Source organism: Paenibacillus sp. FSL R5-0749 (assembly GCF_038595085.1).
In the GTDB taxonomy this organism is placed as follows: domain Bacteria; phylum Bacillota; class Bacilli; order Paenibacillales; family Paenibacillaceae; genus Paenibacillus.
In genome coordinates, this window is record NZ_CP152005.1 from 3,682,260 (window position 1) to 3,698,188 (window position 15,929).

11 protein-coding genes are annotated in these 15,929 nt (G+C 44.7%); 9 read left to right on the top strand and 2 right to left on the bottom strand.

Annotated features, from left to right (window positions below; genetic code table 11):
- Window positions 1-11 precede the first annotated feature (11 nt).
- From MKY85_RS16210 to MKY85_RS16245, 8 genes are all read left to right on the top strand, one after another.
- Window positions 12-926 (top strand): ABC transporter permease subunit, encoded by a 915-nt coding sequence (locus MKY85_RS16210; protein ID WP_342570088.1) that lies wholly within the window; start codon window positions 12-14, stop codon window positions 924-926.
- 12 nt (window positions 927-938) lie between these two features.
- Entirely contained in the window at window positions 939-1,835 is an 897-nt protein-coding gene (locus MKY85_RS16215; protein WP_091020055.1) for a carbohydrate ABC transporter permease, read from the top strand.
- Between the two features lie 80 nt (window positions 1,836-1,915).
- Window positions 1,916-3,571, top strand: coding sequence for an extracellular solute-binding protein (locus MKY85_RS16220; protein ID WP_342570090.1), 1,656 nt, complete (start codon window positions 1,916-1,918; stop codon window positions 3,569-3,571).
- A 46-nt stretch (window positions 3,572-3,617) separates the two neighbouring features.
- Entirely contained in the window at window positions 3,618-5,624 is a 2,007-nt protein-coding gene (locus MKY85_RS16225; RefSeq protein WP_342570092.1) for a DUF4965 domain-containing protein, read from the top strand.
- A 24-nt stretch (window positions 5,625-5,648) separates the two neighbouring features.
- Window positions 5,649-8,930, top strand: a complete 3,282-nt coding sequence (locus MKY85_RS16230) for a glycosyl hydrolase (protein ID WP_342570094.1) — start codon at window positions 5,649-5,651, stop codon at window positions 8,928-8,930.
- Window positions 8,931-9,141: 211 nt separating this feature from the next.
- The gene (locus MKY85_RS16235) at window positions 9,142-11,178 is read left to right on the top strand and encodes a GxGYxYP domain-containing protein (RefSeq protein WP_342570096.1); all 2,037 of its coding nucleotides are present in this window, start codon (window positions 9,142-9,144) and stop codon (window positions 11,176-11,178) included.
- A 253-nt stretch (window positions 11,179-11,431) separates the two neighbouring features.
- Window positions 11,432-12,163 carry a hypothetical protein gene (locus MKY85_RS16240; protein WP_339234025.1) on the top strand — a complete coding sequence of 244 codons (732 nt, stop codon included), beginning with the start codon at window positions 11,432-11,434 and terminating at the stop codon, window positions 12,161-12,163.
- Window positions 12,164-12,335: 172 nt separating this feature from the next.
- Window positions 12,336-12,638, top strand: a complete 303-nt coding sequence (locus MKY85_RS16245; protein WP_339234028.1) for an immunity 53 family protein — start codon at window positions 12,336-12,338, stop codon at window positions 12,636-12,638.
- A 653-nt stretch (window positions 12,639-13,291) separates the two neighbouring features.
- On the opposite strand, the gene MKY85_RS16250 is transcribed toward MKY85_RS16245, so the two are convergent.
- Complete coding sequence (locus tag MKY85_RS16250; RefSeq protein ID WP_342570097.1) at window positions 13,292-14,251, bottom strand: carotenoid biosynthesis protein; 960 nt, start codon at window positions 14,249-14,251, stop codon at window positions 13,292-13,294.
- A 155-nt stretch (window positions 14,252-14,406) separates the two neighbouring features.
- Here MKY85_RS16250 and MKY85_RS16255 point away from each other — a divergent pair, with 155 nt between their 5' ends.
- Window positions 14,407-14,976 carry a TetR/AcrR family transcriptional regulator gene (locus MKY85_RS16255; protein ID WP_342570099.1) on the top strand — a complete coding sequence of 190 codons (570 nt, stop codon included), beginning with the start codon at window positions 14,407-14,409 and terminating at the stop codon, window positions 14,974-14,976.
- Window positions 14,977-15,410: 434 nt separating this feature from the next.
- Here the strand turns inward: MKY85_RS16255 and MKY85_RS16260 are convergent, their stop codons facing one another.
- On the bottom strand, window positions 15,411-15,638 hold the full coding sequence (locus MKY85_RS16260; protein ID WP_342570100.1) for a hypothetical protein: 228 nt from the start codon (window positions 15,636-15,638) through the stop codon (window positions 15,411-15,413).
- Window positions 15,639-15,929 lie beyond the last annotated feature (291 nt).

A 15,929-nucleotide genomic window follows, 5' to 3' on the forward strand; every position in this document is an offset into this window, starting at 1 on the left:
GCGTTGGGAATGTGATTAAGAACAGTGTGTTAATGAAGCGAATCTGGAAGCATAAGATCTTTTACTTGTTCATGTTACCTGGCATTATCTGGTTTTTCTTATTCTCCTATGTTCCCTTATATGGAATCCAGGTTGCCTTCAGGGACTATACCTTCGTTGGCGGTTTTACCGGGAGCCCTTGGGCAGGTTTCAAGTACTTTCAACAGTTCTTTAACTATTATCAATCTGGTGATATCATCCGCAACACGGTGATCATCAGTCTCATGAAGCTGTTAATCGGCTTTCCGATGCCAATCATTCTCGCCATTCTTTTAAACGAAATACGCATGATCAGGTTCAAGAAAACCGTTCAGACACTTTCCTATTTACCCTACTTTGTATCCTGGATTGTGGTTGTCACCCTGATGCAGAGATTGCTTACGCCATACGGTGGGCCAGTGAATGATTTGCTGGGGTCGTTCGGAACTGATCCAATCCAATTCCTGAACAATCCCACCTGGTTCTATCAGATGATTGTTGGATCGGATATTTGGAAGAATATCGGCTGGAACTCCATCATATTCATGGCTGCGATTGCCGGAATTGACCAGCAGCAATATGAAGCTGCCAAGATCGATGGTGCTGGGCGTTTCCAACAGATGTGGCATGTGACCCTGCCGGGTATCCGTAATGTCGCCATTATATTATTTATTCTCGCCGTGGGTAACTTGATGAGCGCGGGTTATGAGCAGCTGCTTCTCCTGAATGGACCTGCGACCGCTGGCATGGGAAGTGTACTCGACGTGCACGCCATTAACTCGGGTATCCGGGAAGGGCGTCTGAGTTACGCGGCAGCTGTGGGGCTGTTCCAGAGTGTAATTGGGCTTATTTTGGTGCTAACGGTCAACCGGATTGCCCGCAAAGTCAGTGATGTATCCCTGTTCTAAGGAGGTGATGTGATGACACGCAAATGGTCCTTATTTTCAGTTATAAACTATACCATTCTCGCTTTGGTCGGATTCTCCATGATCTACCCGTTTATTTACATCCTGGCGTACTCGCTGAATGACGGCAAAGATTCCATGCAGGGCGCGATCTATTTCCTTCCACGCCAATTTACATTGGAGAACTATGCCCAGGTATTTGATAATGCACGCATCTGGAAGGCGTACCAGATCACCATCATGCGAACCGTGCTGGGTACGTTCCTTCATGTGATTCTGTGTACATTGATGGCTTACGCGCTCTCAAAAAAATCATTGCCGGGCCGTTCATTTTTCACCTTTTACATCTTTTTGCCTACGATTTTCAGTGCCGGATTCATCCCGTTCTTCATTACGCTTCAGAAGCTACATCTGATCAATACCTTCTGGGTGTACGTCTTGCCGCTGTTATTCAACTTCATGCATATCATCATTATCCGGACCTTTCTGCAAGGAATTCCCGAAGAGCTGGAGGAATCAGCCCACATTGACGGGTACGGGGATTTTCAAATCTTCATTCGCATCATTCTGCCTCTCTCGGGACCCGTACTGGCAACCATCTCCCTCTTCATTGGGGTCGCCCACTGGAATGACTGGTTCTCGGGTGCCTACTATGTATCCAACAAGGATCTGATTCCGGTGCAAACCCTCTTGCAGGAGATGCTGACCGAAGCAGAGTCGCTGTCCAATTCGATGCAGCGCGCAGCACAACAGGGCGGGCAGACGATTGGCAGTTCAGGCGGAGCGGGTGCGACACCCGAATCCCTGCGTATGGCTTTGCTTGTCATTACCGTCTTCCCGATCCTGTGTATCTACCCGTTCCTGCAACGATATTTCGTAAAAGGAGTGATGATCGGTTCGGTGAAAGGTTAGGTGGTCCTAACCTGGAATTTGCTGAGTTTTATCAGGCTTGACCCAGATCATTCATCATCATATTTCAGGAGGCGATTGGTTTGAACCGAATTTGGTCGAAAGGCGTATCCGTATTACTCGTGTCCATCTTGGTTGGAGGATCGTTGAGCGGATGCACGGATTCATCAGGAAATGGGAATAGTGGAGAAGCAGCTGATGGTTCATACAAGCTCAAAATATTGCACAACTGGAACGGTTCAGGTGGTTCGGACAACGGAATAACGCCTGTGGAAGAAGTCATCAAGGAGAAGACTGGCGTCACGCTGGATTGGGAGTATACCAAAGGCAGTGAGACCGAGAAGGTAAACCAGATATTTGCCACGCAGGATCTGCCGGATATCTATACCGGACCCGCATGGGGAGGTGAGCTGGACGGCATTATCAAGGCGGCCAAAGAAGGGCAGCTCGTCGATATTTCCGACAAATTGGGGGACTATCCTAACCTCGCGAAATCCATTGCTGAAGAAAATGTACCCCCAGCGCTCTACGAAAAAGCGATTAATGCCTATGACGGCAAAAAATATCTACTCCTGCAAAACCAGCCTGCCCAGAATGAAGATGGCATGGATTGGCTGTACGGCTTCTATGTTCGCAAGGATATCGCGGATAAGGTGGGTATAGACCCTCAATCGGTCGTGACAAAGGAGGAATTCTATAACTTCCTCAAAGCAATCAAGGATGCCAATCTGCAAGAGAACGGGCAGCCGGTCTTTCCATTGGGTGGCTTCAGCAACGGCTGGTCCGTCGGCATCGGCAATACCATGTTCAATTCGGGTGGCAGTTATGTTGACAAAGGTGACGGAACGGTAGAGCATAACTTTTTCACCAAAGGTTATGAAGAATACACCCTGTTCTATCGGAAATTGGTTGAAGAAGGGTTAATGGACCCGGAAGCATTCACCCAAACTGACCCGATCGCCAAGGAGAAAATCAATCAGGGCCGCATCGCCACTCTGGCCGCACACTATCCGGCCATTTTGGATGCCTCCAAAGAATATGTTACTTCACACCCAGGAAGCGATTACATCCCGATCGGCCCTTTAGAGCGTGCAGATGTTGAACCGAATCGCCCTGCGGATCTGGGCATTCAGGGCAACAACGTAACAGTGATCACCAAAAACTGCAAGGGCGCATGTGTAGATGCGGCGCTGAAGTTCCTCGATTACATGGCTTCCGATGAAGGATTTATGCTGGCAAGATACGGAGTGCAGGGCGTTCATTGGGATATGAAGGAGGGTAAACCTGTTGCCAAAAAGGAGTGGTTCGATAAATTTACGGCAGATCAATCGGGTAAAGTTCGCAAGAACGAAGGCATTTCCATTGGTTTGGAATCCATCACGGGGCCTGATCGAATCAATTCGGTCGCAGGCGGAGATATCTGGGCCGATCAGAAACGGCTGGATGCCATGGAACAAGCCAGAAAAATTCTGCGTCCTAATGGCATTCATGTCATTACAGCCTATAACCCGGGCGATGTGATTACCAAAGCACCGGAATGGGAGATGCTGAAGCCTTCCATGGATCGGATGGGTGATGCCTGGAAGGAAGCCATCTTTGCGAAATCGGATGAAGCGGCGTTGGGCATTATCAACGAGCTTCGCGAACAGCTTCGAAAGACCGGATATGATCAAGCCATGCAGTTTACGAACGAAAACTTGAAAGGGAAAGACGTAGTTACCGTTCAGATGCCGAACTGATCACCCCCCCATATTCTTAATTTTAATTTGAAGGAGTTGCATTCATATGACGACTGAGTTCAGACCACCTTCCGTACCTCTGGTTACTGTGGACCCTTATTTTAGCGTATGGTCAGCCGCGGACCATCTGTATGAAGATCATACCCGGCATTGGACGAACAAAACGAATGGCATGGTGGGCTTGGCGGTGATCGATGGAAAGCTTCGACGATTTATGGGGAAAGTGGGATCGGAGGAGCGTACAGCTGTCCAGGAACCTGAAGTGCTGGTGCAGACCAACCTGACTGTCCAGCCTGTAACGACTCGATATACGTTTCAAGGGGAAGGAATTGAAATTCATGTTCAGTTCCATACACCTTTATTGCTGGATGATCTGGACCTGTTATCCAGGCCGGTGACGTATTTGACTTTTCAGGCCAAATCCATCGATGGGGCATCCCATCAAGTCAAAATATATTTTGATGTGACAGGTGAATGGTGTGTAAACACATCCGATCAACACATTACATGGGAACGCCATGTGATTGAGGGGCAATGGAATGTCATGTCCATGGGCACTGTGGATCAGCCCGTATTACAGCTTGCCGGTGATGATACACGAATCGATTGGGGATACATGGTTCTGGCTGTTCCCCAATCTTCCGATATCCAGACGGCCATTCATTCAGTAACAGGCCGTGAGCAGTATGCACGCACTGGACAATTGCCTATCGAAGATGATCATCCTCAGTCGCGAGCTGTATCGGACAACATGCCGGTTATGGCCGCCGAGATCGATCTGGGGGCTGTCCGGGACGAACCGATATCCGAATTTCTCATGCTTGCGTATGACGATATCCATGCGATTGAATATTTTCAACAGCCTTTACATGCCTATTGGAAAAGAAATGGATTAACGTTTCATGAAATGCTATTACTGGCAGCTCAACAATACGAAGAGATTCAGCAGCGCTGTGACAGCTTTAATCTTGAACTCATGGCAGAGAGTCAGGCCGCAGGCGGTGAGAAATACCGGGATATTGTGGCGCTAACCTACAGACAGGCGATTGCAGCGCATAAGCTGGTTGCCGATGAGGAGGGGAATGTTTTATTTTTCTCCAAAGAGAATTTCAGCAACGGATGTATCGCTACGGTGGATGTCAGTTACCCTTCGATCCCATTATTCCTGAGATACAACCCTGAACTGATCAAGGGCATGATGCGTCCAATTTACAAGTATGCGATGAGCCCGGATTGGACGTTTGATTTTGCTCCTCATGATGTAGGAACCTACCCTAGGGCCAACGGTCAGGTGTATGGAGAGAATAAGCTGGAATACCAGATGCCGATTGAGGAATGTGGCAATATGCTGCTGATGGCTGCGGCGGTCAGCAAATATAAGGGAGATATCGAATTTGCTCGGCAGCATTGGGAACCTCTTACGCGATGGGCAGATTATTTGCTGCACAATGGACTCGATCCTGTAAACCAGCTGTGCACGGATGACTTCGCCGGGCATCTGGCGCACAATACCAATTTATCGATCAAGGCCATATTGGGTATTGCTGCGTATTCCTATATGTGTGACAGGCTCGGACTGAAGGAAGGCGCGAAGTACCTGGAGGAAGCTCGGAACATGGCTCAGGAGTGGGCGAGCATGGCAGATGCCGGGGACCATTATAAGCTGACGTTTGACAGTCCAACCGAGTCATGGAGCATGAAGTACAATCTGGTGTGGGATCATCTGCTCGACCTGCACCTGTTCCCGAAAGAGATCGCCGCCAAAGAACTTGAATATTACATGCACAAACAAAACCCCTATGGCCTGCCGTTGGATAGTCGTGAAACGTATACCAAATCCGATTGGCTGGTATGGTGTGCCTCCATGAGTGCAACGAAAGCGCAATTTGAGTCTTTCATTTCACCGCTGTGGGATTTCATGAATGAAACTTCGTCTCGTGTTCCCGTAACGGATTGGTATGACACGATCACCGCTAAGCAGATGAATTTTCAGAATCGCTCTGTGGTCGGCGGCTTCTTTATCCAATTACTCATGCAACAGTCTACAGACTAATGGGTGTGAAGGCAGGTGGTGAATATGAAGGCAGACGCAGAGGAAGTCTGTGATCATTTACAGCAGCTCAAGCAGCAATTTGCGAATCCGGATGCAACGTATCGTCCGCAGCCTTTCTGGTTTCTGAATCATGCGCTGGAGAAGACCGAACTGGAGAGTCAGATTCAATCCATGTATGAAGCGGGAGTTGGTGGTGTGGTTCTGCATGCCCGGCACGGAATGCTAATCCCATATCTCTCGCCAGAATTTATGGAGGTGCTGGAGTTTTGCACAGCAGAATGCAAGAAACGTAATATGGTCGTCTGGCTGTACGATGAAGAGAATTGGCCGAGCGGAACCTTGGGCGGCAGACTGACACGGGAACAACCGGAATATCGCATGCGTTATTTGAGAATAGAGGAAAAGCGATATATGCGAGATGCGCCGCCGGAAAGCTTGAAGCTGGATTTTGCCTCCCATGATCACAATGAGCTGATTGCCATCCTGGCCTATCGCGCGGTTAACCGCGATGGAGAGTGGTTGCTTCATGATGAACCGGAAAATATCACGCATTATTGGGGAGAGGAGTGGAGTCCGGGTCACGCCCATGATTCTTATATTGTTCTCGCTTGCTGGTCCTGTGAGATTGCCGAGGGAATCACCTTCGCTAAAGGGTATTACCTGGATACATTGAATCCTGAAGCGGTTCAGTCTTTCATTCAGATGTCTTATGAACCGTTTCTGGCATTAAAGTCCTATTACGGATCAACCATTCAAGGGGTGTTTACTGACGAGCCGGGTCTTATGATTCACGATGGCTTCTTCGGGGTGGAGGCCATCCGAACCGCCGTTCATGATGTAGATGCTACGTTGCCCGGCCTCGTCTTCGCTTGGACCGAGGGAATGGCTGAACGATATCAGCAAGAGAATGGGTATGATCTAATCCCGCGGTTGGGGGCATTGTTGTATCCCATGGCAGACGGCAGCCGATCCGCAAGACAGCAATATTATGATACGATCACCCGCTGGTACGTGGATGGATATCATGCAGCGATTCGTACATGGTGTGAACAATCCGGTCTGCTCTATATCGGTCATACGCTGGAGGAGCCTGTCTGGGGGCAGGCTCGATCTCAGGGCAATCAGACCCGGGTATTGCAGCAATTCCACTATGCAGGCGTGGATTATCTCACTCCCGGCATCGGGTCAAAGGCGAATCCGCATCGCATTGTGTCCGTCAAGACAGCGGCTTCTGTCGCGCAGCTGAACAGGAAGGAGCGGGTGATCTGTGAAGCCTTTGGTGCAAGTGGTCATGGTTATTCCATGCGCCAGCGGCGACTTGATGCCAATTTTATGGCCTTTTTGGGAGTTAATCTGTTTATTCCGCATGCATTCTATTATTCGTTTACCGGGTATCGGAAGACCGACTTTCCGCCGACTGAATTCAAACATGCACCCCATTGGCTGCATTATCGTGCTTTTGCCGATTATATAGGGCGATTGAGTCTGCTTGGAGCAAAAGGAAAACGAACGCCAGAAGTTCTGCTGTTCTCGCCTATCCATACGGTATATGAAACCATGTTCACATCAGGCGAAGCGGATATGCATCCTGCATCAGATGTGCTGTTCTCGCTTTTGTCAGATCGCTTGCTGCGATCATCTATCGACTACGACTATGTGGATGAATGCCAGCTTCGCGAAGCGCTCCTTGTTGAAGGAGAGGGTTTGCAATTTGATGGCCATGGATATTCGATCCTCGTTATGCCGGAAATAGAGGTGCTGTCAAGGGACATCGCAACTAGGCTTGTATCCTTTGTTAAGCAGGGCGGAACGTTAATTGCAATAGGTACAATTCCGCAGCATAGTGAATCTTTGCGGCATGATCCGGTGTTGTTGAAGGATATCCAGGAGCTGTTTGGTTCCGACCCGCCGCACGGAAAATTACGTGCTGTTGGCAAGGGTCACAGCCTCTTTTATTCCATGGATGACGCTGTTCATCAAGGCGGTCAGAGTCAGCGTCTGGATCAACTCGAAGCGTTTTGTATTCAATTAGGGGAGTTGATTAGAGAACCACCGGTAATACGATGGGATTGGCTTGAAGGTCAGTCTGACGATTTGATTAGTGTCGAACGCAGAATTGGAAATCTGGTGTATGTATGGCTGATGAATTGGTCGGAGCACTCCGTGACCATTAAGCTCATTTGCGATGAAAATAAAGGTGGCTTGCAAGAGTGGGAGTTGGAGAGCGGAAGCGTATGCAGCATTGAGGCTGAATCGTTCCTTTCATTCGTACCCGGAGAGCTGCGTGTGCTGTCGGTAAGTCCTCAAAAGAGCTCCTCTATTCCGCAAGAACGTACGGATCATGCGGAGTATACAGAGCAAGCGTGCCTGGGAGATAAATCTTTTTCCATGAATGTGGTAGAGGTCATTCTGGATGAGCAGTGGGAGTTCAGGACCGCAGGCCCCAACGTTCTTCTGCTAGATCAATGGCATGTCACATTGAATGACCGACACTCCAGGATGAACGCGACCATGCCTGGGCAAGTAAATACGTATCGCACGACGTTTGGCATGACGCCAAAATTGATTGAACGGCTTCAATCCCGGTGTGGTTCGGATCGTTCCGGTAAGGCGGGAGAAGAATCATGGGGCAGGATGGAATTGCTTCTGGATGATGTAGATCAGAACATTCCATCCCATATCGGATTTTTGCAGCGTAGGCGTAATCTGGAAATATTCGTCAATGGGGTACGTCAGGAAGCGTTAAGACGCTCTTCGTGGCAGGCTGGTGATGTTGACAGTGTAGATATCACTCCACATTTGTTGGCTGGCGAGAATGAGCTGGAAATTCTGACGGTTTCGTTATTGGAGCCGATGCCTGCTATTTCATTCCCAGCCTTTCTGATTGGTCCGTTCGCGATAGAAAACGATACAACGTTAAATACCGATGTGGAACAATGGGGTCGATGTTGGAATACTGCTGGCTATCCTTATTATTCAGGTACGGGTGTCTACTCGCAGCAGGTGGATCTGTCTAACGTAAACTTAGCTGCAAATGAGGAGCTATGGCTGGTGGCCGAAGATATAAGGGAGACAGCCAGCCTATATGTGAATGATATTGAAGCAGGTACTCGTTTATGGCCGCCTTACCAATGGAACATTACGCCATATATTCAAGAAGGATTGAATGAAATGAACTTACATGCCGCAAATACACTGGAGAATTTGTATGGAAAATCAGCGCTGACATCAGGAATTAATGGACAGGTGAGGTTGATCCGACGAACGCGAAGAACATCACAGACGCAACATCACAACAAATCATAAAAAACATTAAAAATGCGTGTTCAAAAAGTCAGTTTTTCAGCACCGAGAAGGTTGGATGAAGCTAGGGACGGAGTAGCAGAGCGTAGGCAAACCTACGTGAGCAACGGAAGGCCCGGCTGAATTCAAGATTCGATGTCGAATCCGCTTCTCGAGTTACCTCGTGATCAAAATTTGGCTTTTTGAACAACCTCTAAAAGGAGATATGAACTTTATGATTCGTAAATTAACTATTTTGTGTGTTGCCCTGGTCTGTACAACCGTGTTATCGGCTAGTGCATTTGCTGCCACAGATGAGTTGAAGCATACCAACTCTTTGAATTGGCCCCAAAATCAAGCGCTTCCAACTTTCAATAAAGTAGAACGTTTGGATGTGGCGAATGTATATGAGGAATCTGGCGATATCAAATTGCTTTTGACGACGCTTGAAGGGGTAATCAATCGAGAAAAGCCGCGAATCTACATTCAACAGAATAAAGTAGACCCTTGGCTGCAGGACTTGAACGTCCCTTATAAGCAGCATGACAACGTAATGGATGTTTTCAATAAATATGCGAAAGAGATCAAAGGCGTTATCGTATATGATCCGCAGCTGCCGGACTCCATTAACGTGGCCACGACACTAGCCGGACTCAAAAATGCTGTTGTTGCCAGTCCTGAATTGGCTCAACAATTGACTGCTGCACCGTATCACCTGTCGGTAATCGAAGACTTGCAGGGCAAGTTCAAGAATCGTATGGATGCATACAACTGGCAGTATGAGCATCTCTGGAGCCAGTCCACTCAACGAATGTTGGTCGGATTGAGTCCAAACACCTCCATCCCGATTCCGTCCGGAAATTTTGATTCATTCCAAACGGTTGGAGTGGAGAAGGAACAGATTCGTGATGCAAGTAACAGGAAGACCTATGACTATGACTTGTCATCCTATTTGGGAAAAGAAGCGGTCTACCTCCGCTTTAATGATGCCTTTCCTCAGGATGGCTGGGGACCTGCCGTTCATCAAGTGACGGTGAAAGCAGATGGACAGATTATTGCGGATTTCAAAACGGGTTCTACTGAGGAAGAAGCGTTTCTCTATGACCGACATAACTCCAAATTTTTGCCTGGAAGCGATCACCGCTTCGCAGATAATGGAAACTACTTTGTATACGAATTTAAGCCTGTAGCGGATACAAAGCAACTAACCGTATCGATCGAGATGTGGAACCAATACAAGGTATCTGCAAGCAATGTTCAACCACTCTCGTCTGAAGAAAAGGAACCTTATGGCTATCTCCGCGATTATGCTGTAGCGAACAAAGCCATGGTGTTCTGGTTGTCTACCAGTGTGCCAGAGGAAAAGGCGCTATTTGAGAAGATTCTGTCTGATGTAAAGCCAGGGACACCTTATCTCGGTTGGTTCGACAATGATTTTGAAGGCGAAGTTGCTGGCATAGAACTCACATCTCGTCATGGTGTCTATGTTGTTCCTTCCGACTGGTTCCATAACATGACCGTATTTTCAGGAACAAACGTAAAACAACAGCCTGCTCCCAAACCGATAAAATCCAAGCTGGAGAACAAAATCTATGTAACCTATACCTTTGGCGAAGGTGACAACCTGCAATACGATCAGAATCATATGCGTAACCTGTGGACTGATCCCGCTCGGGGTAAAGTGCCTATCAACTGGACTTCCAGTCCGTTGCTCTACGATGCAGCGCCTGCCATTCTAAACTATTACCGTTCAACCGCGACGCCAAATGATCAGCTAGTTGCAGGCCCATCCGGAGTGGGTTATTTCAATCCAAATGTCTGGCCAACAGACACATTCCCGGCGTATCTGAAGCAAACCTTCTCTTATCTGAAGAAAACTAACATGTCGTACCCTTTTGTGCTCAATCGTGAACTTGGAAAAGACGTTCCGCTGAGTGATTCGATTGCAGCTGCGTATGAGAAGAACTATAAACTTCCAGGCCTGTTCCTCGCAGGCGAGGACAAAGCCAATGTTCAGATCATGAATGGCAGCCTTCCGGTTTCCATTCTGCGAGGCATCTCAACGGTGCAGGATGGTAAAGATATTTTGAATCGAACCAAGACCGAATGGGATGGCAAATCTCCAACGTTTATTTCGGTTGGGATTAATGCATGGAGCATGACCCCATCGGATGTGCTGGCGATTACGGAATCTCTTGGAGCCGAGTTTCAGGTCGTTAAGGCGGACGAATATTTCTCGCTGATCCGAAAAGCGTACGGCTTGTCCAAGTAGGATGACAAAGTGAGCTTAAGGAGCTTTGATCCGTCTTCAAAGCAATCGGAAGCTCGAATCTGGCAAAGCGATCTATAGATATTCAAATATCATTCGGCCAATAAAAGACCTGCCGGATCCTTGCGGATCAGGCGGGTCTTTAGCTTGTGAATACGTTTATTATGGTAGAATTAATGAATGGATTATGTCCAAGGACAATGTACAATGACACATCAAAACTACGCCCATGGGATTACAGGAAGGAAAGAATCAGATGTATCTAAAAGCATTTGACTTAGACTTACCATATATTGCGAATGATGAAAGCATTGAATCTATAATGAAAACACAAATATGTGAGTACAACGAGGCAACAAAATTAGATTATGAATTGAATTGGAAATGGAAAAGACGTTCATTTAGATTGGAAACTCGCTGTATTACAGCAATGTTTGAACGTTTATTCGGGAAATACAAAACGAAAGATTGTTGGAAAGTCCTAATAGAATGTGTAGAAAATATTTCGGACGAAAGAATTGTTAATGATTCAGGTGTTTGTTCGGCGCCAATCCAATTTAATTTGAATGACTTTCGTGCAAAACATGAGTTGGAGAAAAAAAAGGTTACGCTTCGACTACTCATGGACGGGATCGAGAAACTTGCTCTACGTAATGGTTGGAATATTGATCTATTTAGAGAAATAGCATTACAGATAGAAGAGTTAGGTTATGTAAATGAATGGACTTGGAAAAAAACAGTAAGGAGTTCTAATATGAAGTACACTGCTAAAGTTATATGCCATCATAATGTAGAAAGCATGGATATATTCATATCTATTCTACAACGAGATGGTAAGCAAGTGCTTTTAAAAAAGGTCATATCAGAACAACCAGATGAATTTGCTTATACTAAGCATTTAGGCGAACTTAAATGGGAATCTGATTTTGAAGTTGCTTTAATCAATAAAAAGGCAAATGAAAAGTATTTGGTAGCCATAGAACACTAATTATATTGTCGTTAGAAATAAATTGTATAAGGACAATATGCTCACTTGATGGAAAAGGACATATCAACAATTTAACAAAGCAAAATGTACCAACACCTCATGTTAAAAATAAATCAATACCTGGGGGAGTTAGACTATAAAGAAAAGATGAAATTCCGCAGAAGAGGTAGAGATGATGAACACATTAAAATGGCTTCAAAACTGGTATCTTGAAAACTGTAATGGTGATTGGGAGCATTCATACGGTGTTAAAATTGATACTGTGGATAATCCCGGTTGGTCTGTCAAAATCGATTTAATAGGTACTTTTTTAGAGGATGTTCCTTTTGATATGATCGAAGAAGAGAGAAATGAAGAAGATTGGTTCTACTGTATCGTGAGTGATAGAGTCTTTCACGGTGCAGGAGGAGCAACAAATTTGGAAGAAGTACTAGACTGCTTTAAAAATTGGGTTTCGAGTTTAGAGATAAGTTAATTTTTACACCTATGCGATGAATCGACAGTTTGATATTCGATATCACAATTTAAGGGAAACAAATCGTTGGATATTTCTTTGAAGGTAGTACGGCTCATAAACTAATCGATTTTTTTACATTGAGAATAACGATAAAGAAGGGATTTCGCGTAAAAGTTTTTTTCAAGTCATACTTTTATTTAGAAATCAGCACGAAAGGGATCAGTTTATTGTTCATGTGCAGCGGAATGAAAGTGACTTTAAAGATAAGCTTTGCTCTCTAAGCGAAGATTATTCAGCGCTTGGAACACATTGTTGAGCATATGAAAACACCAAAAAGTAGCTAATCAACTATTACTATCTATTTTTTATCATATCTCCGAAATTGGTAATTAAGAAAAAGTATGTGTTAACTTTTCCCATCAGTTAACACTTATTTTATGTTCACATTGTCATGGACAACTGAAGAATAAATAAGGAGCCGTGCTGTAACACGACTCCAGTGTACATTAACTACATTAAGAGCAGTCGGCCGCTAGGTGGTCGTCGGAATAGACTGTTAGCTTAGGGTGGACGGTTTATTTCTTTTCATGTAAGCAAGAAGCACCAAAATTAAAATACCGAAAAGGAACAGTAATGAAAGTGTGTCTTTGCCTCCATGCTTGGGTTTATGGTTATTTCGTGATTGGACTTGCTTTTTTACCCATAATGTAAATTCCAATCCAGCCTAGCAATAAGAAAATCTGAGCCAGAGCGACCAGCCACAACACTTCCGTATAACCGCCTATAATGCAAAATATAGTATTGACTAGGGGGAACCCTACGAAAGTAAACATGATAGGAAAATCTTTTTTGGGAGTGATTGAATAATTAACCTTCCGGTCCCAAAACTTTATAAAAGCTAATGTTAAAATTCCGATTGTAATTACAGAAAGTGTAATCAACATCACCCATTGCATATTAGAGGTTCTTTCGAAGAACGGCCCCATATAATTAAGGAAGTTAGATAAAGGTGAGAACATACAGGCTAATGACAGAATGGCCGCCAGAAACGGATAGATATAACCAATTGATTTACTATAGCCTTTCTTTTTATGCCACCATTCTCCAATTAGAATAAAGACGGTCCAATATCCTGCTATATAAATCCATCCTGTAAAATTCATCACAGGTTCCCCATAGATCTGAGGTTCACCGGCTAGCGGATAATAAGTCCATCTTGCCATAAGTCCATCTGTAGTCTGAAATATCTGTTTAACAGCCACCGGGTCGAGTGAAAAGTCAAAAACCATAGCGCTCAATCCCGTAATAAATGGTTTAGTCCAGGACGGTATATTTACAGACTTTAGAACACGCAAAGTTGAATAAATGATCAGAAACTCAATAATAGGGACAGTAATCGGTATATTAAATAACATTAAAATACTCCGCCCATAGGCGTAAAAGCCTTCCCCAAGCGATGAAGCAGTAATTTCAAAAACGGCTGCGTAAAAAAACACAAAACCTATAAACTGCAGTAGAACCGTTTTGGGATGCGTTTCCTTATCCAGGATATAGAAAACCATTAGAACAGCAGCAATTAAGACTATAAGATCTTGAATTATCCATACAGGTACTACAGTTATATCGCCCATATTTTACCTCCATTTCAGTTTAAAACTAGAATTGAACGTTCAAATAAATTATAATTTCACTGTGTTACTTAAACAACAGGCTGTTCGATTGAGATATGTTAGTTATCATACAAACCACCTTAGATTTGTTCATTATTTTAAATTAGGAGGATATTATGGCAGACAAAAAAACAGATCACAGAGTGAGATATACAAAAATGGTTATCAAAGAAAGCCTGTTGAAGCTGTTGACAGAACGGTCTATCAATAAAGTTACAGTGACCGACATTTGCAGAGAAGCAGGGATTAATCGCAACACCTTTTATACACACTATGCTAATCAGTTTGAGCTTCTTTCAACGATTGAAAATGATCTTTACGAAGACATTAAGCAGGTTGGGATGAGTTCTTCCAACCCTCAAACGCTATCTTATGAATTATGTAAGTACATAAAAGCGAATAAAACGATATGTGAGGTTCTGTTCTCAGAGCACGGCGATAAAGAATTATTAGAACGAATCCTCTATATCAGTCACGATTTAACTATTGAACGATGGAAGACGGAATTAACATATTTTGATCCACAATTATTTGAGTCCTGGTATACGTTCACCGCTCATGGCAGTATAGCTATTATTAAAAAGTGGGTGAGTAGTGGTCTGAAGGAAAGCCCGAGTAAAATTGCAGCTTTTATTGATAAAGCTACGGAATCCGTATCTAAAGCTTTTTATTCTGAAGAATTGTAGGATTTCCCCGCTTCTCACCAAAAAGCCCGGCAGCTTCTACGCAGTATGAGTGTTGAAACTCACGCCGGCAAGGTGTGGGGTATTGTATTCGTAGGTCATATCAAAGGAATTATTTATAAGTTTCCTACATCGCGAAATAAATAAACGATAAGACTTTTTTCTCTGAGCAAGAAAACAAACTAGACTTAAAGAAATAGCTAATGAAGATAAGGTTTCAACTTCATTACGAGCAGCAATCAAACGTGATCTAAAAAATGACTTCCATTTTGCCAATAAATATTCTTAAATAATGCTGATCATGCTGTATTAGAAGTGGATATACCGAGGGACAAGAACATATTCCCATTGAAGTCGCTATCGAAGCGGCTTTTTTTATTTTATCGTTGCAAGTTCGTGTCCCGAGCCAAGGACAAGAACTTGCAACGATTGTCGTGTCAAGGAAAGATGAGTTGCACGGGAATAATGGCGTACTTAGGAGAATAAGTATCTTCCATCTGTTCACGTAACAGCTTGACTGCTGTTCGTGCCATTTCCTGTTCATCCTGCTGCACATAAGCTACGCCAGAAAGATGTGGATTATCGAAAGATAGCAAATCGATATTGGAGTGATCGTTCAGACGAAGGATAGCGGTCGATGTAAGGCGTGCTGTTTCTTCAGTCAAGGAGAAGGCTGCCGAAATTCCACTGTGGTTCAGCAAGAATTCGCTTACATAGTCCAATGCATGCTCACTGCGTAGAATGCTGAGAGGGATGTGACACCACAAGCTCTTGTCAATCGAGATACCTTGAGCTGTATATGCTAGAAACAACAAGATTTGAAGAGACGGATGAGCCTTTGCCTTGTACGCGTATAATTAATCCTTCGTCAGCGAGTTTTCTCGAATTTGTTTGTAGAGCGCCAGCTTTTTCAAAGAGTAAAATCTCCCCATAAACTTTATGATTTTATAATCAAA